The following is a 19,831-nucleotide window of genomic DNA, read 5'->3' as shown; positions in this document are numbered from 1 at the left end:
GGCGCGGCGGACCGCGATGACCGAGGACTCCCGAGGCGATCCGCCGGCCCGGCCCGGCAGCCAGTGGTACGACAACGAGGCCGGCCCCATCGTGCGCCCCTATGCGATGACGGGCGGCCGAACCGAGCCCGCCACGACCGGAGTGCGCTTCGACCTGATCGCACTCGTCACCCTCGACGAGCACGCACCGGGCCCGGGCGACGACACAGCTCTCGGACCCGAACACCGCACACTCATCGAGCTGTGCCGTTCCGAGACCCAGTCGGTCGCGGAACTCGCCGCAGGCGCCGATCTCCCCGTAGGCGTGGTGAGGGTGCTGCTCGGCGACCTGCTGGAGCTGGGATGCGTCACGGTCGGACGACCCGTGCCGCCCGCCCGGCTACCCGACGAAAGAATCCTGAGGGAAGTAATCGATGGGCTCCGAGCACTCTGAGACCACGGCCGTCGACACGACCGCCCTGGCCCTGAAGATCATGGTCGCCGGCGGCTTCGGGGTGGGCAAGACCACCCTCGTCGGCTCCCTGAGCGAGATCCGTCCCCTGCACACCGAGGAACGGCTGAGCGAAGCCGGGGTGGCGGTGGACGACACCGTCGGCGTGGACCGGAAGACCACCACGACCGTCGCCATGGACTTCGGCCGCATCACCATCAGGTCGGGGCTCTCGCTCTACCTCTTCGGCACCCCGGGACAGGACCGCTTCTGGTTCCTCTGGGACGAGTTGGCACAGGGCGCCCTCGGCGCAGTCGTCCTGGCCGACACCCGCAGGCTCGAGGACTGCTTCCCGGCGGTCGACTTCTTCGAACACCGGCACATCCCGTTCGTCGTCGCCGTCAACTGCTTCCCGGGCGCCCGTACCTACGGCGCGCACGACGTGTCCTGCGCCCTCGACCTCGAGCAGGGAACCCCTGTCGTGCTGTGCGACGCGCGCGACCGCGACTCCGGAAAGGAGGTGCTGGTCCGGCTCGTCGAGTACGCCGGGCGGATGCACACCGCCCGGCTGCTCGACTCAGTCGGCTGAACACGGCGGACGGCATGTCGCCCCGGCTCCTCCCGGAGATTCGGGAGGAGCGCGGTCCCGCGCACGGCGTCCCCACGCGTCGCGGGGCTCTCAGTCCGCCACGTCCGAGTAGCCGAGGGCCTTCTCGACCCGCATACGCACAAGCAGCTCCCCGGCGACGCCATTGCGCGCCCCGAACTCCTCCGCACGGTCCTCGCCCATGTAACGGCCACCGATCCTGGCGGCCCAGCGCCGCAACTCGTACAGGTCCTCGGACAGTTCGGCGTGACCAGTCAGGGTGACGAATGCGAAGGGAGGCCGGTCGTCGTCCACGCAGAGGGCCACCCGGCCGTCCCTCGCCAGATTCCGCCCCTTCACGGAATCCCTGGCGGTGTTGAACACCACGTCGTCCCCGTCCAGCACGAACCACACCGGTGCGACGTGCGGACTTCCGTCCGCCCGGACGGTCGACAACTTGCCCGTGCGGGTGCCGTGCGAGACGAAGTCCCGCCATTCCTGGTCGCTCATCTTCTGTGCCATGCCTCCATCCTCCTTGCCGGGACGGCGACGGTGGGGAAGGCTGGCGGTCGGATCCTCCGGCCAGGGGGAGTCGATGTGGGGGAACAGGGAGCGGGGAGACCGGATCATGGCACAGAACCAAGGACTCGGGTGGCTGTTGGACGACCTCACCCAGCGCGTCGAGCATGTGCAGCACGCGCTGGTGCTGTCCAACGACGGCTTGGTCACCGGAGCGAGCGGGGGGCTCAAGCGGGAGGACGCCGAGCACCTGGCGGCCGTCTCTTCGGGGCTGCACAGCCTCGCCAAGGGGTCCGGACGGCACTTCGGGGCCGGCGCAGTGCGCCAGACCATGATCGAATTCGATGACGCCGTGCTCTTCGTCACGGCGGCGGGCGACGGCAGTTGCCTCTGTGTCCTGAGCACGGCGGAGGCCGACATCGGCCAGGTCGCCTACGAGATGACACTGCTGGTGAACCGCGTCGGCGAGCACCTCGGCGTCGACGCGCGACAGCCGGAGCGCACACCGAACATCGACCTGTGAACCGGTCCGCCCCGCGCGTCTGACCTGCAAAAACGCAGTCGTAGGCGGAGTTGTCCACAGGCTCACCACGAAGGGCGGCGATCGGGCTACGGTTTTTCCCGCGAGCGATCACATCTCACGGGGAGAACCGTCATGACCGGCAACACCGTCACGCAGCCCGCTCCGGCCCTGTCGGCCGGATCGCCGCACCCGCGCTCCGTCAGCCGGGGCCGTGCCGCCAGGGAGCTGGGCCTGAAACGCATCGAATTGGACCTGGCCGTGCACCTCGGGCGGATCCGCACCGTCCCGGACGAGGGCGGCGGCGGAGGGCGCCGCGTCGCCTGCGACGAGGTCGCCCGGGTGCGCTCCGCGGAGGGGTTCCCCGACGCGCTGCTCGACGAGGTGCGGACTGTGGGCACCGCGCAGGGCGCCGAGCTCATGGCGATCACGCCCGCACGCTTCACCAAGCTGGCACGGGTGGGACTGCTCACGCCCGCGACGTTCTACCTGAACAGATACCGGGCCGTCGTCTGGCTCTATCTCGCCCGGGAACTGCGACAGTTCGCGGCGGCCGAGATCAACCGCCCCCTGCTCGCGGGCCGCACGCCGCACCGACTGCTGACCCAGCTCGACGCGGGCGTGGACCGGCGGGCCCGCAACTGGCGCAGTCGGCGCGCCGGATCCCTCCTGCGGCAGACGGACGACCCGTGGAAGCGAGCCGCGATCACCGCGTCGATGCTCGGCCCGGTGCAGGTCGCCGACCTCGTCCGCGATCCCTACGAACGCGCTCTGCTCAACCGGCTGCGACCCGACCGCCCGGTCCGCAGGGCTCCCGACTCACCCGCGGCCCAGGTGGTCGCACGGCTCCTCACCGCGGACGACCCGGACGAGATCCAATTGCTCCGCACCGGCCTGGGACTGTCCCTCGCCGAGGCCCGCAGAAAGCGCCCGGCGCCCCGTTCCACCCCGCCTGCCGCACCACCCGCGGACGACGAACGGACGCCGCCGCCCACCGAGGACCCCGAGGGGACATCCGAGACGACGGCGTCGGCAAGGGGACGTCGAACCCATGGCCTGCTCACCTGGCTCCGCCGTACACGCCGCTGAACCGGCAGGGGCGGTAGTCGGCGGCACAGAGCGCGACCAGGAGCCGCCCGGCCGTGGCGTCAGGAGCCGAGCTTGCGGAACAGCCCCTCCTGGACGACCGACACCAGCAGACGGCCCTCCAGGTCGTAGATACGACCCCGTGCCAGACCCCGGCCACCCGTCGCAACGGGTGACTCCTGGTCGTAGAGAAACCACTCGTCCGCGCGGAACGGGCGGTGGAACCACATGGCGTGATCCAGCGACGCCATGTCGAAACCACGTGGGCCCCACAGCGGCTCGACCGGGATGCGGACCGCGTCGAGCAGCGTCATGTCGCTCGCATAGGTGAGCGCACACGTGTGGACGAGCGGATCGTCGCCCAGTCCTCCCACAGCCCGCATCCACACCGCGCTGCGCGGCTCCGCTCCCTCGATCTCCTCGGGCTTCCAGCGCAGACGGTCCACATAACGGATGTCGAAGGGCTGGCGGCGAGCCATCCGCTCCAGCTGCTCCGGGAGCGCGCCCAAGTGCTCCCTGAGCTCCTGCGCGAGCGTCGGCAACGCCTCGGGATCGGGAACCTCCCGGGCCGGCGGCAGCTGATGTTCGAAGTTCCCTTCCTCGGGTTTGTGAAAGGAGGCGGTCAGATTGAAGATCGTGCGGCCCTGCTGCACGGCGGTGACACGACGGGTGGTGAAGGAACGCCCGTCACGGACCCGCTCGACCTGGTACACGATCGGCACGCCCGGCCGTCCCGGGCGCAGGAAGTACGCATGCAGCGAGTGCACCGGGCGGTCGCCGTCCGTGGTGCGGCCCGCGGCAACCAGCGCCTGCCCGGCGACCTGGCCGCCGAACACCCGCTGCAGGGACTCCTGCGGACTGCGGCCCCGGAAGATGTTCACCTCGATCTGCTCCAGGTCGAGCAGATCGACGAGCCGCTCTGCCGGATTCGTCATGCCCTGTCTCCTCCCGTGCCCACCGCCGTGCCGGACTCTGCGACGCGACCATGGCGCACGTCGCGACCGTCGTCTAGAGCTGGCCCACCTCGGTGACGCGCACCACGGCACGGCCCTCGGCGTCGGAGGCCGCCAGGTCGACCTCGGCGCTGATGCCCCAGTCGTGGTCGTCACGCGGGTCGGCGAAGGTCTGGCGCACCCGCCACACTCCGGCCGCCGTGTCCTCCTCGATCTGCAGCAGCTTGGGGCCGCGCGCATCGGGACCGGTGCCGAGGTCGTCGTACTCGTCCCAGTACCGGTCCATGGCCTCGCCCCAGGCATCGGCGTCCCAGCCGGAGTCGCCGTCCATCTCGCCGAGTTCGTCCACATGGTCGAGCGCGGCGAGCTCGACCCGGCGGAACATGGCGTTGCGCACGAGGACGCGGAAGGCCCGCGCGTTCGAGGTGACCGGCTTGACCTGGTCGGCCTTCTCCTGGGCCTCCTCGGCGGTCATCTCCTCCGGATTGGCGAGCTGCTCCCACTCGTCGAGCAGGCTGGAGTCGACCTGACGCACCATCTCGCCGAGCCAGGCGATCAGGTCCTCCAGATCCTCCGACTTCAGGTCGTCGGGCACGGTGTGATCGAGGGCCTTGTACGCGCTCGCGAGGTACCGCAGGACGATGCCCTCGGTGCGGGCCAGCTCGTAGAACGACACGAACTCCGTGAACGACAGCGCCCGTTCGTACATGTCCCGGATCACGGACTTGGGCGACAGCGGGTGGTCACCGACCCACGGGTGGCTGCGCCGGTAGGTGTTGTACGCGTGGAAGAGCAGCTCCTCCAGAGGCTTCGGATGGCTGACGTCCTGAAGGCGCTCCATCCGCTCCTCGTACTCGACACCGTCCGCCTTCATCGCCGCAACGGCCTCGCCGCGCGCCTTGTTCTGCTGGGCCACGAGGATTTGGCGCGGGTCGTCGAGGGTCGACTCGACGACGGAGACCATGTCGAGGGCGTACGACGGCGACTCCGGGTCGAGGAGTTCGAACGCGGCGAGCGCGAACGTGGACAGCGGCTGGTTGAGCGCGAAGTCCTGCTGGAGGTCGACCGTGAGCCGGACGATGCGACCCTCCGCGTCCGGCGTGTCGAGCTTCTCGACGATGCCTCCGTCGAGCAGCGAACGGTAGATCGCGATGGCCCGGCGGATGTGCCGCAGCTGTTGCTTGCGCGGCTCGTGATTGTCCTCCAGCAGGCGCCGCATCGCCTCGAAGGCATTGCCGGGACGAGCGATCACCGACAACAGCATCGTGTGCGTCACCCGGAAGCGCGACGTCAACGGTTCCGGCTCGGACGCGATCAGCTTCTCGAAGGTGTTCTCGGTCCAGCCGACGAAGCCCTCCGGCGCCTTCTTGCGGACCACCTTGCGCCGCTTCTTCGGATCGTCGCCCGCCTTCGCGAGCGCCTTCTCGTTCTCGATCACATGCTCGGGGGCCTGCGCCACGACGAAGCCCGCCGTGTCGAAACCGGCCCGCCCGGCACGGCCCGCGATCTGGTGGAACTCCCGCGCGCGCAGCGTCCGGACACGACTGCCGTCGTACTTCGTCAGTGCGGTGAACATGACCGTGCGAATCGGCACGTTCACACCGACGCCCAGCGTGTCCGTACCGCAGATGACCTTCAGCAAGCCGGCCTGCGCCAGCTTCTCCACGAGGCGCCGGTACTTGGGCAGCATCCCCGCGTGGTGCACGCCGATGCCGTGCCGGACGTACCGGGACAGGTTCCGCCCGAACTTCGTGGTGAACCGGAAATTGCCGATCAGCTCGGCGATCTGGTCCTTCTCCTCACGCGAGCACATGTTGATGCTCATCAGCGCCTGCGCCCGCTCCACCGCCTGTGCCTGCGTGAAGTGAACGATGTAGACGGGCGCCTGCTTCGTCCCCAGCAGCTCCGTCAGGGTCTCCGTGAGCGGTGTCAGACGGTACTCGTAGGACAGCGGAACCGGCCGCGTGGCGGAGCGCACCACCGCGGTCGGGCGACCGGTGCGACGCGTCAGGTCCTTCTCGAACATCGAGACGTCACCGAGCGTCGCCGACATGAGAACGAACTGCGCCTGCGGCAGCTCCAGCAGCGGAATCTGCCAGGCCCAGCCCCGATCGCCCTCGGCGTAGAAGTGGAACTCGTCCATCACGACCTGGCCGATGTCGGCGCCCCTGCCGTCACGCAGTGCGATCGACGCGAGCACCTCGGCGGTACAGCAGATCACAGGCGCGTCCGCGTTGACGGACGCATCGCCTGTCAGCATGCCGACGTTCTCGGTTCCGAACAGCTTGCAGAGCTCGAAGAACTTCTCCGAGACCAGCGCCTTGATCGGCGCCGTGTAGAAGGTGACCTCGTCACGGGCCAGCGCCGCGAAATGCGCACCCGCCGCGATCATGCTCTTGCCGGACCCGGTGGGCGTCGAAACGATCACGTTCGCACCCGAGACCGCCTCGATCAGCGCCTCCTCCTGGTGCGGATAGAGGGTGAGACCGCGCTCCTGCGCCCACGACTCGAAGGCTTCGTACAGGGCATCGGGGTCGGCGGTCCGCGGCAGCTGATCGATAAGGGTCACGCACCCATCTTGCCTGCCTTCCGACCCGATCAGGGAATCGGACGCCCGTGCGAAGATCATGAACGCTACGCTGATGCGCCGACAGAGCGTCGACGTGCGCGGACAACACCGTGTCCGCGCAAGAAGAATGGGGCGGGGCACAGCGATGATGGGACCGGCACACTCACTCTCCGGGGCAGCGGCCTGGCTGGGGGTGGGAGCCGCGGCAGCCGCCGCAGGACACGCCATGCCCTGGCCGGTCCTCCTCGCCGGCGCACTGATCTCTGCCGGAGCTGCGCTCGCCCCCGACCTCGATCACAAGGCGGCCACCATCTCGCGCGCCTTCGGGCCGATCTCGCGGGGCCTGTGCGAGATCGTCGACAAGCTCTCCTACGCCGTCTACAAGGCCACCCGCAAGCCGGGCGACGCCCGGCGCTCCGGAGGCCATCGCACCCTGACGCACACCTGGCTGTGGGCCGTGCTGATCGGCGCGGGAGCCTCCGCCCTCGCCGCGGTCGGAGGCCGCTGGGCGGTCCTCGTGATCCTCTTCATCCACATGGTGCTCGCCGTCGAAGGCCTCCTGTGGCGGGCGGCCCGGGTCTCCAGCGACGTCCTCGTCTGGCTGCTCGGCGCGAGCAGCGCCTGGATACTCGCCGGAGTGCTGGACAAGCCGGGCAACGGATCGGATTGGCTGTTCACTGCGCCCGGCCAGCAGTACCTGTGGCTGGGCCTGCCGATCCTGCTCGGAGCCCTGGTGCACGACATCGGCGACGCCCTCACCGTATCGGGCTGCCCGATCCTGTGGCCCATCCCCGTCGGACGCAAGCGCTGGTACCCCCTCGGCCCGCCCAAGGCCCTGCGCTTCCGGGCGGGCAGCTGGGTCGAGCTGAAGGTACTGATGCCGGCGTTCATGCTGCTGGGCGGCATCGGCGGGGCCGCGGCGCTCAACTTCATCTGAGCCCCGTCGGCCGCCGCCCGGGCCACCCCGGCCCCGGCCGCCGGCCGGACACGGCCGACCGGCGGCGCCGCGTGGACGTCGCCGGTACCCCGCTACCCGTGCCAGGAACGCCACAGCGCCGCGTACGCCCCGTCGGCGGCGACCAGATCGTCATGACTGCCCAGCTCGCTGATGCGGCCGTCCTCGACGACAGCGATCACATCCGCGTCGTGCGCGGTGTGCAGACGGTGCGCGATCGCCACGACCGTGCGCCCGTCCAGCACACGGGCCAGCGAACGCTCCAGATGCCGTGCGGCGCGCGGGTCGAGCAGCGACGTCGCCTCGTCCAGCACCAGCGTGTGCGGATCGGCGAGGACCAGCCGCGCCAGAGCGACCTGCTGCGCCTGCGCCGGCGTCAGCGCGAGCCCTCCCGAACCCACCTCGGTGTCCAGCCCGCCCTCCAGCCCACGGGCCCAGCCGTCCGCGTCGACCGCGGCGAGCGCCGCCCACAGCTCGGCGTCCTCGGCGCCCGTCCGTGCCAGCACAAGGTTGTCGCGCAGGGAACCCACGAAGACGTGGTGCTCCTGGTTGACCAGCGCGACATGCGACCGGACCCGCTCCGCCGGCATCCGCGACAGTTCGGCGTCCCCGAGCGTGACCCGTCCGGCCCGCGGGGCGTAGATCCCGGCGAGCAGCCGCCCCAGGGTCGACTTCCCCGCCCCCGATGGCCCGACGAGCGCCAGCCGGGTACCGGGCTCCACCTCCAGCGACACCTTGCGGAGCACGTCGAGACCCGGGCGGTAGCCAAAATGGACACGGTCGGCCCGGACGCTGCGCCCCTCCGGGGCGACCGAGCCGTCCCCCTCGTCGGGCGCGATCTCGCGCACACCCACCAGCCGGGCCAGCGACACCTGGGCGACCTGGAGCTCGTCGTACCACCGCAGGATGAGTCCCACCGGATCCACCAGCATCTGGGCGATGAGCGCACTCGTCGTCAGCTGCCCCACGCCGATCCAGCCCTGCAGGACGAACACCCCGCCGATCATCAGCACCGAACACAGCACGGTGACATGCGTGACGTTGACGACAGGGAAGAGCACCGACCGCAGCCACAGGGTGTAACGCTCCCAGGCGGTCCACTCCGCGACCCGGCGGTCGGACAGCGCGATGCGACGGGCGCCCAGCCGGTGGGCCTCCACGGTGCGCCCGGCGTCCACCGTCTCGGCGAGAACGGCTGCCACCGCCGCGTATCCGGCCGCCTCCGACCGGTATGCCGAGGGCGCCCGCCTGAAGTACCAGCGGCAGCCGACGACCAGGAGCGGCACCGCCACCAGGACGGCCGGCGCGAGTTCCGGTGCCGTCACGGCAAGACCACCGATCAGCAGCGCGACCCAGACCACGCCGATGGCCAGCTCCGGCACGGCCTCCCGCATCGCGTCCGCGAGCCGGTCGATGTCCGTTGTGATCCGCGAGAGCAGGTCGCCGGTGCCGGCACGCTCCAGCACCCCGGGCGGCAGACCCACCGAGCGCACCAGGAAGTCCTCACGCAGATCGGCGAGCATGCGCTCACCGAGCACCGCGCCGCGCAGCCGCACCTGGCGGACGAACACCGCCTGCACGCCCAGAGCGACGACGAACAGTGCGACGGTGCGCCCCAGATGGAGTTCGCGCAGCCCCGCACCGCCCTTCGACACGTGCTCGACCAGGGAGCCGAGGAGATAGGGGCCCACCATGGAGGCGACGACGGCGACCGCGTTCACGGTGACAAGGGCCACGAAGGCCCGGCGGTGACGCCGGAACAGTCCACGGGCATACGCCCGGACCGTTGCGGGGGCACCGACGGGCAGGGTGTGCGCCGTGGTCGGGGCCGCCGGGTCGTAGTCCGGGGGCGCCACGCCGATCATGCGGTCTCCTCGATCTCTTCCAGTGCGCCGATGTCGGGCAGCGTCTTCAGGGCTTCGCGGGCTGCCGGTGCTTCGGGGACCGCAGTGCCGTCCCCGCGGGCGGTTTCCTCGTCGGTCTCCCGGGAGACCACCGCGCGGTACCGGGGATCGGCGTGGACCAGTTCGCGGTGCACTCCCGTGGCGGCGACGGTGCCCTCGTGCAGGAACACCACATGGTCGGCCTGGTCGAGGAACAGCGGCGACGAGGTGAGGACCACTGTCGTCCGTCCGTCCCGCAGAGCCTTCACACCACCCGCGATCCGGGCCTCGGTGTGCGAGTCGACGGCCGACGTGGGCTCGTCGAGGACGAGCACCTCCGGGTCCGTGATCAGGGACCTGGCCAGGGCGAGTCGCTGCCGCTGTCCGCCGGAGAGCGAACGGCCCCGCTCGGTGATGTGGGCGTCCAGCGGGTCCGTCGCGCCGACGGCGCCCTGCAGAAGGGCGTCGAGCACATCGACGCACTGTGCCGCCTGCAGTGCCGCCGCGGAACCCACCGATCCCGAGGCGGGCACGTCCAGGAGTTCGCGCAGGGTGCCGGAGAGCAGGATCGGGTCTTTGTCCTGGACGAGGACCGCGGTGCGCGCGGCGTCCAGGGGGACCGTGTCCAGGGCGACGCCGCCGAGGAGAACGGAAGGCCGCGGGGTGTCGTCGGAAGGAGGGTGTCCACCGAGACGTTCAGCGAGCCGGCCGGCCGCGTCGGGGTCGCCGCACACCACGGCGGTGAGCCGGCCGGCGGGTGCGAGCAGACCGGTCGCCGGATCGTACAGCTCACCACCGGGCACGACGACGGACGTGTCCTCGGCACGGTCGTCGGGACCGGTGTCCCGTTCCAGTGCCAGCACCCGTGCCGCGCGCTTCGCGGACGGGCGGGAGAAGGAGTACGCCATGGCGATCTCCTCGAAGTGCCGCAGAGGGTAGTTGAGGATGGTGATCGCGCTGTACACCGTGACCAGTTCACCGACGGAGACCCTGCCGTCGCGAGCCAGGCCGACCCCGTGCCAGATCACGACGACGAGGAGCAGCCCGGGCAGCAGTACCTGGATGGCCGAGATCAGCGACCACATACGGGCACTGCGCACCGCCGCCCTTCGCACCTCCTGCGACGCACGGCGGTAGCGGTCGAGGAACAGTTCCTCGCCGCCGATGCCGCGCAGCACCCGCAGACCCGCGACCGTGTCCGAGGCCAGCTCGGTGGCGCGTCCCGCCTTCTCCCGCTGGACATCGGCGCGACGCGTCGCGGGAGGCAGCAACGGCAGTACGGCGAGCGCGATCAGCGGCATGCCCGCGGCCACGACGAGGCCGAGTGCAGGTTGGTACACGACGAGCCCGACGCACACCACGACCACGGTGACCGCGGCCGCGGCGAATCGCGACAGCGCCTCCACGAACCAGCCGATCTTCTCGACGTCGCCCGTGGAGACCGCGACGACCTCGCCGGCGGCGACCCGACGGGTGAGCGCGGACCCGAGGACGGCGGTCCTCCGGGCGAGGAGCTGCTGAACGCGCGCGGCAGCCGTGATCCAGTTGGTGACCGCAGTGCGGTGCAGCATCGTGTCGCCGAGCGCGATGCCCACGCCGGCCACGGCGATCAGCCCGCCCGCGAGGGCGAGCCGCGTGCCGGACCGCTCCAGCACCGCCTGCACGGCGAAGCCGACGGCGTAGGGGAGGGCGCCGACGGCGAGGAAGTGCAGCAGCCCCCAGGCGAGGGACTTGAGCTGTCCGCCGAGCTGATTCCGGCCGAGCCACAGCAGGAACCTGGGGCCCGAGCGCACGTCGGGGACACCGGGGTCGGGGTAGGGGAGATCTCGAATCTGCATGACGTCCCAGGGCACGGATGGGGAGGGATGGTCGGAGGAGGGGGTGCACTGCGGGAGGGGGAGGGGGAGGGGGAGGGGGAGAGGGGCGGGGTGGGGAGGGGGAGGGGGCCCCGAACCCCAAGTCACAAGCTGGCTAGTAGAAAATGTCGAATACCTGGTGAAACAGGCAAACCATTTAAAACCCCAAAAATCCCCCGCTCCCGCGGAGCGCACCGGCCGGTGCGAGCCGGTGCGAGCCGTGAAAGGTTCGCGCGTGGCCTGGGGCGAGGCAAACGGTTTTCCGGCGCAGGGCAAAGATTCGGCCCATGGTTCTGCCCCGGGGCAGGGGCCCGGGTCGGGGCACCGGCCGCGTGGTGCGACCATGGATCCCATGCGGAAAGCTGGTGCGGTGCGAATGGCGGTCGTGGCTGCGGCCTGCGGTGTTCTGGTCACGTCCGTGACGTCCTGCGGGAGTTCGGGTGACGGGGACGCGCGCAAGAACGGCGCCCGGCATGCTGCGGGCGGGGGCGCCGGCGCGGACGCCGTGGACGTCAAGCGCATCCCCGATGTGGGTGACAAGCTCCAGCAACGCATCCCCGCGGAGTCGCGTCAGGTCATAGCGGTCTACGGCGAGGGCAAGGATTCGGCCGATTCGACGGTCGTGCTCTACACGAAGCAGGGCGACATCTGGCACCGGACGCGCAGTTGGGCCGGGCACAACGGCAAGCGGGGCTGGACCCTCGACCATCACGAGGGCGACCGGCGCAGCCCGGTCGGCGTCTTCACGCTCAGCGACGCGGGCGGAGTGCTGCCCGACCCCGGGGCGCGGCTTCCGTACACCGAGTCGGCGGCCTTCCAGGCCCCGCACTACTGGTCCAAGTCGCACTGGCACGACTTCGACTACGTGATCGCCATCGACTACAACCGGGTCAAGGGCACCCCGCCGAATGACCAGGCACGCCCGGAAGGGCAGTCGAAGGGCGGCAGCATCTGGCTGCACATGGACCACGGCAGTGGCACGTCGGCCTGTGTGAGCCTGTCGAAGTCGGGGATGCAGTATCTGCTCCGGACCCTCGATCCCGGACAGCACCCGGTCGTCGTGATGGGCGACAAGGCGTCACTGAAGGCCTGACCGAACCGGAGCGCCGGCTCGGACGGGCGCATTGCGCGTGGGGCCGTGGGGCCCGTAGAACGGCGCACATGATGAGACGGATGGTCATGCTCATGCTCGCCGTGACGGCCTTGGCGGCGAGCGCGCTGTTCGCCGGAGTGCCCCTCGCGGCGGCCGCCGGACCGCAGCCCCCGGCCGAGTTCGGCACCGACTGGCACGATCCGATCACCGCGACCCCGCCGCTGGCGAGGCCGCACTCGAAGTCCTGCGAAGTGACCGTCGCCGAGGCACAGTTCCGGGACTTCACCCCCTACCGGGGCACCTACGAGCCACCGCGGGACTGCGGTGACCGCTGGAGCAAGGTGGTGCTGCGGCTCGACGGAAAAGTCAAGGGGCGGCAGTTCGACCGGCTCGGCTATCTGCACATCGGCGGCGTCGAGGTTCTCCGCACATCGACACCTGAGCCCTCGCCCGACGGCATCTCCTGGTCCGTGGAGAAGGACGTCACCAGGTACAGCGACACGCTGCGGCACGCCCAGCCGGTGGAGATGCTGATCGGCAACGTCGTCGACGACACCTACACGGGGGTCATCGACGTGAAGGCCACCCTGACGTTCTATGCCGCCGGGTCGGCGAAGACCCCGGCAGCCGCACCCGACCGGGTGCTCACCCTCCAGGACGGCACCCTCACCACACCCCGCAATTCCGAGCGGATTCTCGCCGAGGTGTACGCCACCGGATCGGGCGGCGGATGCGAGGAGTTCTGGTACCTGACGGTGCCGGACGCGGCGCCGTACTCCTGCAAGGCGGACGGCGGCCCCTACCGCGAGGTGCAGATCACGGTCGACGGGCGGACCGCAGGGATCGCGGCGCCGTTTCCGACCGTATGGACCGGTGGCTGGTCCAATCCGTTCCTCTGGTACGTGATCCCGGGACCACGGGCCTTCGACGTGCGGCCCGTCGTCTACGACCTGACGCCCTTCGCAGGCGTACTGAACGACGGCCGCGCGCACCGCGTCGAGGTGTCCGTCGTGGGCGTCCCACAGGGCCAGGCGGGTTGGAGCACACCCGTCAACGTCCTCGTCTGGCAGGATGCCCACCGCGCGCATGTGACCGGTGCGCTCACCCGTCACCACCTGGGCGAGCTCGCCAACACCGCCACCTATACGCCCGGTTCGGAGCCGCGCGTGGACACCAGGGGCGCCCACGAGTTCACGGTCGCGGGATACGTCGACACCTCGCACGGTCGCGTCACCACCACGGTGACCCGTGCGCTCGCCAACACGTCCGCCCACCGCTGGACGGACGGCGAGACCACGGACGCGCTCACGGCGGCCTGGACCGACGACGAGACGGTCACCACGGACGGTCGTGGCCCGCAGCGTGTGACCAGCACCAGCCGGACGTACACCATGGACGGCAGCACGACGCTCGGCGCCGGGGACCGGCTGCGGACCGTCCTCGCGTTGGGCGACCGCGCGACGCTCCAGGAAACGCGCGGCGGGCGTCGCACCGACTGGTCCACGTCGGACGACTCGTACTCCGGGGACGCGGCCTACACCGCGAATGTGCCGCGTGAGCAGCGCCATGCGATCGCGACGACGAGCGAGCGATACCGGTTGTACGGGGCGGACGGCTGCTACGACCGGAGTCTTGTCACGGTCCAGGGAACGCTCACCGAGGACCGCCGGCGCTGTTGAGCCGGCCGGGGAGCGCCAAGGCAGCCGGGCCCGTTGTGGGTGCGGCGGGGCAGCCGAGCCCGTTGTGGGTACGGCCGGCGGTGCGGAGCCCGTATGTGCCCGAGCGTGCACGTGTCCGAGCGTGGACGTGCCCGAGCGCGCACTTGTCCGGGCCCGCACGTGCGGTGGCGCGCAGGGAGGTGCGTCCGGCCGGGACGCCGAGGTGTCGACACGCCGGCCGGGATCGACGCGCGCCCCGCTCACGGTCGTGTCGCCCGCTCGAGTTCCACCAGCACGGAGTGGTATTTCCGGCCCGTCGCACGGTCCATGCCGATCTCGCACATGCGGTTCGCCGACAGATGCGCGTCGAAGTGCCGGGAGGTGACCTCCGCGGCCTCCTTGCGCGTGGCCGCTTCGGTGAGCTCCTTGTGGAGCATGCCCCGGTCGCCTGCGAAGGCACAGCACCCCGTGTCGTCCGGTACGACCACCTCGTCCGCGCATGCCTCGGCGACGACCCGCAACTGGAGGTCGTCGCCGAGGTGGCGCATCGAGCAGGTCGGATGCAGTACCGCCGAACCGATCGTGCGGTGCACGGTGAGGCGGGGGAGGAGCTCTTCCGCGGCCCACACGACCGAGTCCAGGATGGTCAGCTCCTCGTGCAACTCCCTGTTGTCGTCCGTCAGATGGGGTACGACCTCCTGGGCGAGGCCGAGGGTGCACGACGAGGCGTCGATCACGAGGGGCAGCGCGCCGCCGGCCGTCCACCCCCAGGCGGCTTCGACGATGCGGTTGGCCATGACGGCGTTCGCCGCCGGGTACCCCTTGGAGTGCCAGATCGTCGCGCAGCAGGTGCCTGTGACGTCGTCCGGGATCCACACCGGCTTTCCCGCCCGTGCGGAGACCGCGACGAGGGCCTGCGCCGGTGAGGGACCCTGTCGCCCCTCCGGGCCCCCGAAGATGCGGTTGACGCACGCCGGGTAGTAGACGGCGGACGCACCCACGCGCTCGGTGCGGGGCAGTTCGCGGGGCGCGGCGCCCGGGAGGCCCGGCAGCCATTCGGGGACGAGGTCGGGGCGTACCGCCGTGCGCGCGGTACGGGTCACGGCGGTCACGATGCGGTCGTCGACGCGGCCGGCCGCCGCGACGGCGAGCCGGGCCGACCTCTCGACAGTCTTGAAGTGCCGGGCGGTCAGCTCCGCGGCCTTCTCCTCGCGTGCGGTGTGCCGGGCATGCCGGAAGGCCGTCATCAGCGTGCCGGTGTCGATGCCGACCGGGCAGGCCAGCTTGCACACGGAGTCGCCGGCGCAGGTGTCCACGGCGTCGTAGCCGTATGCCGCCAGGAGGCCGTCCTCCACCGCGGAACCTGCAGCCTGGCGCATCATTTCGCGGCGCAGCACGATTCGTTGGCGCGGCGTCGTCGTCACATCGTGGCTGGGGCAGTCCGGTTCGCAGAAGCCGCACTCGATGCACGGGTCGGCGACCTTCTCCACCCTGGGGATGGTCTTCAGGCCTCGCAGATGGGCCCGGGGATCGCGGTCGAGGACGATGCGCGGCGCGAGCACGCCGTGCGGGTCGATGACCTGCTTCGTGCGCCACATCAACTCCGTTGCCCTGGAGCCCCATTCGAGCTCCAGGTACGGGGCGATATTGCGGCCCGTCGCGTGCTCGGCCTTGAGTGAGCCGTCGAAGCGTTCCACCGTCAGGCGGCAGAAGTCGTCCATGAACGAGGCGTACCGCTCCACGTCCGCGGGATCGGCCGCGTCGAAGGCGAGCAGGAAGTGCAGATTGCCGTGCGCGGCGTGACCCGCGACGGCGGCGTCGAATCCGTGCCGTGTCTGCAGGTCCAGCAGTGCTTCGCAGGCCTCCGCGAGTCGGTCCGGCGGCACCGCGAAGTCCTCGGTGATGAGGGTCGTCCCGGGCGGACGGGAGCCACCGACGGCCGTGACGAATGCCTTGCGGGCCTTCCAGTACCCGGTGATCGCCTGCGCGTCGCGGGTGAAGGCGTTGGTCACCGAGGCCACTGGGGCCACCGTTTCGAGTCGTCGGAGGACGTCCCCCGCCACCCCTTCGTAGGCGGCCAGCCGAGCCTCGTCCGGAGCGCGGAACTCCACCAGCAACGCGGTCGTCGTCCTGGGGAGGGAGGCCCAGTCGGAGGGGACGCCCGTGACACTGACCGAGGCCCGCAGTGTGTTGCCGTCCATGAGTTCGACGGCATGGGCGCCTGCCTCGTTGAAGAGCGTGACGGCGGCGGCCGCGGCCGGCAGGGACGGGAAGAACAGCAGGCCCGCGGTGACATGACGGTCCAGGGGGAGCGTGTGGAAGACGACCTCGGAGATGAAGCCGAAGGTCCCTTCGGAGCCGACCATGAGACCGCGAAGGATCTCCGTCGGGGTCGCTCCGTCGAGGAAGGCGTCCAGGCGGTAGCCGTTCGTGTTCTTGATGGCGTACTTGGCCCGGATGCGCGCGACGAGTTCCGGATCCGACTCGACCTCGTCCTTCAGTGCCATCAGGCCCGCGCACAGGGCCGGTTCGGCGTGCGCCAGCTGCGCGTCCGCGTCCGCGCGCGCCGTGTCGACGACCGTGCCCGACGGCAGGACGAAGGTGAGCGAGGCGACCGTCCGGTAGGAGCTGCGTGTGATGCCTGCCGTCATCCCCGAGGCGTTGTTGGCGACGACTCCGCCGATCGTGCAGGCGATCGCACTCGCCGGGTCCGGGCCCAGCACGCGGCCGTACCGGGCGAGGGTGGTGTTTGCGCGGAAGACGGTGGTACCGGGTTGGATACGTGCCCGTGCCCCGTCGTCCAGCACCTCGATGCCCGTCCAGTGCCGGCGTACGTCGACGAGGATGTCCTCGCCCTGGGCCTGCCCGTTGAGCGAGGTCCCGGCGGCGCGGAACACCGCATTGCGCCCCTTGCCACGCGCGTACGAGAGAACGGCCGACACGTCGTCGACATCCTCCGCGATCACCACGACCTGTGGAACGAAGCGATAGGGGCTCGCGTCCGATGCGTACCGCACCAGGTCGGAGACACCCGTCAGGACCTTGTCCGCGCCGAGCAGGGCGACCAGGTCGCCGCGCAGCGGCTCGGGGGTGCCGCCGGCCCGGTCCTGCGGAACCCGGTCGGGGGCGGGCCGGGCCGGGCGGGACGGCGGGCGGAGCGCGCTCGGGTCGGGCTCCAGCAGGGGCATGGCCACTCCTCACGTCGTCGCTGCCCGCCACCGCCCGGTCAGCAGCGCAGGCCCTCCGGCCCGCCGGTCCCTCCCATCAGAGCGGCCAGCAGCCCGCCCAGCTCCTCGCGCTGGTCGGCACTCAACGGAGCCAGGATGTCCTCCGCCGCCGCCCGGCGGGCGCCACGCAGCTCGCGCAGCGCGTGTCGCCCGGAGTCCGTCAGTTCGATGCGGATGACGCGGCGGTTGGTGGGATCGGGCACCCGGCGCACTTTTTCCGCCGCCTCCAGGCCGTCGACCAGCGTCGTCACGGCGCGGGGCACCACTTCGAGGCGCTCCGCCAGGTCGGCCATGCGGGGCGGCGACGAGTAGTGGGCGAGCGTGCGCAGCAGACGCGACTGGGCGGGCGTGATGCCGAGCCCGCACTGCTCGAGATGGCGCTTCTGAATGCGGTGGACGCGGCGGGTCAGGCGCAGCAACTGCTCGGCGAGCAGGCCGTCGGCGTCTGGGGTGCTCATACGGGAACGATATCAGGACCTTGTGCATTGTGAGTATAGGTAACAATGAGCTATGCTCCAGCCGTCAGCCGTCAGCCGTCAGCCGTCAGCCGTCAGCCGTCAGCCGTCAGCCGTCAGCCGTCAGCCGTCAGCCGTCAGCCGTCAGTTCGTCCGGTGATCGGGCGGTCGGGCGGTTCGGCCCCGTCACAGTCATCCCATCCGCGTAGGAGCCCATGCATCACGACGAATCCACCTGGACGCCGCCCGCTCCGTCGGAGGAGCACCCGCGGCAGATGCGCCGTATCCTCCGGCTTTTCGTCCCCTACCGAGGTCGCCTCGCCGCCGTAGGACTGCTGGTCTGCGCATCCTCACTGGTCTCGGTCGCCACGCCGTTCCTGCTGAAGGAGATCCTCGACACCGCGATCCCCCAGAGGCGGACGGGCCTGCTGAGCCTGCTCGCCCTCGGCATGATCGTCAGCGCCGTCGTCACCAGCGTCTTCGGCGTACTGCAGACCCTCATCTCCACGACGGTCGGCCAGCGTGTCATGCACGATCTGCGCACCGCCGTCTACGGACGGCTGCAGCGGATGTCGCTCGCGTTCTTCACCCGAACCCGAACGGGTGAGGTGCAGTCGCGCATCGCCAACGACATCGGAGGCATGCAGGCCACCGTCACCTCGACCGCGACGTCCCTCGTCTCCAACCTCACCGGGGTCGTCGCGACCATCGTCGCGATGGTCGCATTGGACTGGCGGCTCACCGTTGTCTCACTGCTCCTGCTGCCGGTGTTCGTGTGGATCAGCCGCCGGGTCGGGCGCGAGCGCAAGAAGATAGCGACCCAGCGGCAGAAGCAGATGGCCGCCATGGCCGCCACCGTCACCGAGTCGCTCTCCGTCAGCGGCATTCTGCTGGGCCGCACGATGGGCCGTGCCGAGTCGCTGACGCATTCGTTCGCCGATGAGTCCGAGCGTCTGGTCGACCTCGAGGTGCGTTCCAGCATGGCCGGTCGCTGGCGGATGTCCGTCATCACCATCGTCATGGCGGCCATGCCCGCGGTGATCTACTGGGCCGCGGGCATCGCCTTCGAACTCGGCGGCCCCACGGTGTCGATCGGTACGCTCGTCGCCTTCGTCTCGCTGCAGCAGGGCCTGTTCCGGCCGGCCGTCAGTCTGCTGTCCACCGGCGTCCAGATCCAGACCTCGCTCGCGCTCTTCCAGCGCATCTTCGAGTATCTGGACCTGCCGATCGACATCACCGAGGCCGAGCGGCCGGTCCGTCTCGACCAGGTCAAGGGCGAAGTCCGCTTCGAGGACGTCGAGTTCCACTACGACGACAAGACCGGGTCCGTCCTCGGCGGAATCGACATCAGCGTGCCGGCGGGCGGCAGCCTGGCCGTCGTCGGGGCGACCGGATCCGGCAAGTCCACGCTCAGCTATCTGGTGCCGCGGCTCTACGACGTGACCGGGGGCCGCGTCACGCTCGACGGCGTGGACGTACGCGATCTCGACTTCGACACCCTGGCCCGCGCGGTGGGTGTCGTCTCCCAGGAGACGTATCTGTTCCATGCCTCCGTCGCGGACAATCTGCGTTTCGCCAAGCCCGACGCCGATGACGAGGAACTGGAGGCCGCGGCCCGCGCGGCACAGATCCACGACCACATAGCCTCGCTGCCCGACGGCTACGACACCGTCGTCGGTGAGCGCGGGCACCGATTCTCCGGAGGCGAGAAGCAGCGGCTCGCCATCGCGCGCACGATCCTGCGCGACCCTCCCGTGCTCATCCTCGACGAGGCGACCAGCGCCCTCGACACCCGTACGGAGCACGCCGTGCAGGAGGCGATCGACGCCCTGTCGGCCAACCGCACCACCATCACCATCGCGCACCGGCTGTCGACCATCCGTGGCGCCGACCGGATCGTGGTCCTGGACTCCGGGGCGATCGTCGAGCAGGGCACGCACGACGAGCTGTTGGAGCAGGAGGGGCGCTACGCCGCCCTGGTCCACCGGGACGCCCAACTGGAGCCGACAAGATGAACATATGCGAGGTTTATAGGACATAT

The 19,831-nt window shown here is 70.4% G+C and carries 15 protein-coding genes; 8 read left to right on the top strand and 7 right to left on the bottom strand.

The features are described from left to right. Positions 1-16: 16 nt before the first annotated feature. Both ACWCP6_RS26300 and ACWCP6_RS26295 read left to right on the top strand, forming a co-directional pair. Complete coding sequence (locus tag ACWCP6_RS26300) at positions 17-433, top strand: DUF742 domain-containing protein (RefSeq protein WP_450935018.1); 417 nt, start codon at positions 17-19, stop codon at positions 431-433. Continuing rightward, positions 414-1,019: a GTP-binding protein gene (locus tag ACWCP6_RS26295; protein WP_450935017.1), complete on the top strand. Its 606-nt coding sequence runs from the start codon at positions 414-416 to the stop codon at positions 1,017-1,019. Before ACWCP6_RS26300 ends, ACWCP6_RS26295 begins: the two co-directional genes overlap by 20 nt. Before the next feature lie 90 nt (positions 1,020-1,109). On the opposite strand, the gene ACWCP6_RS26290 is transcribed toward ACWCP6_RS26295, so the two are convergent. Then, complete coding sequence (locus ACWCP6_RS26290) at positions 1,110-1,538, bottom strand: PPOX class F420-dependent oxidoreductase (RefSeq protein ID WP_450935016.1); 429 nt, start codon at positions 1,536-1,538, stop codon at positions 1,110-1,112. Positions 1,539-1,644: 106 nt separating this feature from the next. On the opposite strand from ACWCP6_RS26290, the gene ACWCP6_RS26285 reads away from it, so the two are divergent. Both ACWCP6_RS26285 and ACWCP6_RS26280 read left to right on the top strand, forming a co-directional pair. Beyond that, positions 1,645-2,058, top strand: a complete 414-nt coding sequence (locus tag ACWCP6_RS26285; protein ID WP_450935015.1) for a roadblock/LC7 domain-containing protein — start codon at positions 1,645-1,647, stop codon at positions 2,056-2,058. Between the two features lie 132 nt (positions 2,059-2,190). Then, positions 2,191-3,144 carry a DUF6397 family protein gene (locus ACWCP6_RS26280; RefSeq protein ID WP_450935014.1) on the top strand — a complete coding sequence of 318 codons (954 nt, stop codon included), beginning with the start codon at positions 2,191-2,193 and terminating at the stop codon, positions 3,142-3,144. Between the two features lie 59 nt (positions 3,145-3,203). Here ACWCP6_RS26280 and ACWCP6_RS26275 read toward each other — a convergent pair whose 3' ends face one another. Then, on the bottom strand, positions 3,204-4,076 hold the full coding sequence (locus tag ACWCP6_RS26275; protein ID WP_450935013.1) for an acyl-CoA thioesterase: 873 nt from the start codon (positions 4,074-4,076) through the stop codon (positions 3,204-3,206). 73 nt (positions 4,077-4,149) lie between these two features. Continuing rightward, complete coding sequence (locus tag ACWCP6_RS26270; RefSeq protein WP_450935012.1) at positions 4,150-6,663, bottom strand: DEAD/DEAH box helicase; 2,514 nt, start codon at positions 6,661-6,663, stop codon at positions 4,150-4,152. Between the two features lie 145 nt (positions 6,664-6,808). Here ACWCP6_RS26270 and ACWCP6_RS26265 point away from each other — a divergent pair, with 145 nt between their 5' ends. Further along, complete coding sequence (locus tag ACWCP6_RS26265) at positions 6,809-7,600, top strand: metal-dependent hydrolase (protein WP_450935011.1); 792 nt, start codon at positions 6,809-6,811, stop codon at positions 7,598-7,600. A gap of 92 nt (positions 7,601-7,692) precedes the next feature. Here ACWCP6_RS26265 and ACWCP6_RS26260 read toward each other — a convergent pair whose 3' ends face one another. Further along, positions 7,693-9,483, bottom strand: a complete 1,791-nt coding sequence (locus ACWCP6_RS26260; protein ID WP_450935010.1) for an ABC transporter ATP-binding protein — start codon at positions 9,481-9,483, stop codon at positions 7,693-7,695. After that, positions 9,480-11,339, bottom strand: coding sequence for an ABC transporter transmembrane domain-containing protein (locus tag ACWCP6_RS26255; RefSeq protein ID WP_450935009.1), 1,860 nt, complete (start codon positions 11,337-11,339; stop codon positions 9,480-9,482). The genes ACWCP6_RS26260 and ACWCP6_RS26255 overlap by 4 nt, the downstream gene beginning before the upstream one ends. A gap of 370 nt (positions 11,340-11,709) precedes the next feature. Here ACWCP6_RS26255 and ACWCP6_RS26250 point away from each other — a divergent pair, with 370 nt between their 5' ends. Both ACWCP6_RS26250 and ACWCP6_RS26245 read left to right on the top strand, forming a co-directional pair. Beyond that, the gene (locus tag ACWCP6_RS26250) at positions 11,710-12,450 is read left to right on the top strand and encodes a L,D-transpeptidase family protein (protein ID WP_450935008.1); all 741 of its coding nucleotides are present in this window, start codon (positions 11,710-11,712) and stop codon (positions 12,448-12,450) included. 68 nt (positions 12,451-12,518) lie between these two features. Continuing rightward, entirely contained in the window at positions 12,519-14,129 is a 1,611-nt protein-coding gene (locus tag ACWCP6_RS26245; protein WP_450935007.1) for a peptide-N4-asparagine amidase, read from the top strand. 239 nt (positions 14,130-14,368) lie between these two features. Here ACWCP6_RS26245 and ACWCP6_RS26240 read toward each other — a convergent pair whose 3' ends face one another. Together ACWCP6_RS26240 and ACWCP6_RS26235 are read right to left on the bottom strand one after the other, a co-directional pair. Further along, the gene (locus ACWCP6_RS26240) at positions 14,369-17,296 is read right to left on the bottom strand and encodes an FAD-binding and (Fe-S)-binding domain-containing protein (protein WP_450935006.1); all 2,928 of its coding nucleotides are present in this window, start codon (positions 17,294-17,296) and stop codon (positions 14,369-14,371) included. A 38-nt stretch (positions 17,297-17,334) separates the two neighbouring features. Further along, positions 17,335-17,793 (bottom strand): MarR family winged helix-turn-helix transcriptional regulator, encoded by a 459-nt coding sequence (locus tag ACWCP6_RS26235; RefSeq protein ID WP_450935005.1) that lies wholly within the window; start codon positions 17,791-17,793, stop codon positions 17,335-17,337. Positions 17,794-18,005: 212 nt separating this feature from the next. On the opposite strand from ACWCP6_RS26235, the gene ACWCP6_RS26230 reads away from it, so the two are divergent. Then, positions 18,006-19,805: an ABC transporter ATP-binding protein gene (locus tag ACWCP6_RS26230; protein WP_450935004.1), complete on the top strand. Its 1,800-nt coding sequence runs from the start codon at positions 18,006-18,008 to the stop codon at positions 19,803-19,805. The last annotated feature ends 26 nt before the right edge of the window (positions 19,806-19,831 follow it).

It is taken from the genome of Streptomyces sp. NPDC002004 (genome assembly GCF_053593975.1).
This window is presented reverse-complemented; position numbering and strand designations above follow the sequence as displayed.

Coding starts and splice junctions, on each gene's coding strand:
- ACWCP6_RS26230 (WP_450935004.1), top strand. CDS start 18,006: ATGCATCACGACGAATCCACCTGGACGCCGCCCGCTCCGTCGGAGGAG.
- ACWCP6_RS26300 (WP_450935018.1), top strand. CDS start 17: ATGACCGAGGACTCCCGAGGCGATCCGCCGGCCCGGCCCGGCAGCCAG.
- ACWCP6_RS26265 (WP_450935011.1), top strand. CDS start 6,809: ATGATGGGACCGGCACACTCACTCTCCGGGGCAGCGGCCTGGCTGGGG.
- ACWCP6_RS26285 (WP_450935015.1), top strand. CDS start 1,645: ATGGCACAGAACCAAGGACTCGGGTGGCTGTTGGACGACCTCACCCAG.
- ACWCP6_RS26295 (WP_450935017.1), top strand. CDS start 414: ATGGGCTCCGAGCACTCTGAGACCACGGCCGTCGACACGACCGCCCTG.
- ACWCP6_RS26280 (WP_450935014.1), top strand. CDS start 2,191: ATGACCGGCAACACCGTCACGCAGCCCGCTCCGGCCCTGTCGGCCGGA.
- ACWCP6_RS26290 (WP_450935016.1), bottom strand. CDS start 1,538: ATGGCACAGAAGATGAGCGACCAGGAATGGCGGGACTTCGTCTCGCAC.
- ACWCP6_RS26240 (WP_450935006.1), bottom strand. CDS start 17,296: ATGCCCCTGCTGGAGCCCGACCCGAGCGCGCTCCGCCCGCCGTCCCGC.
- ACWCP6_RS26275 (WP_450935013.1), bottom strand. CDS start 4,076: ATGACGAATCCGGCAGAGCGGCTCGTCGATCTGCTCGACCTGGAGCAG.
- ACWCP6_RS26245 (WP_450935007.1), top strand. CDS start 12,519: ATGATGAGACGGATGGTCATGCTCATGCTCGCCGTGACGGCCTTGGCG.
- ACWCP6_RS26260 (WP_450935010.1), bottom strand. CDS start 9,483: ATGATCGGCGTGGCGCCCCCGGACTACGACCCGGCGGCCCCGACCACG.
- ACWCP6_RS26255 (WP_450935009.1), bottom strand. CDS start 11,339: ATGCAGATTCGAGATCTCCCCTACCCCGACCCCGGTGTCCCCGACGTG.
- ACWCP6_RS26235 (WP_450935005.1), bottom strand. CDS start 17,793: ATGAGCACCCCAGACGCCGACGGCCTGCTCGCCGAGCAGTTGCTGCGC.
- ACWCP6_RS26250 (WP_450935008.1), top strand. CDS start 11,710: ATGCGGAAAGCTGGTGCGGTGCGAATGGCGGTCGTGGCTGCGGCCTGC.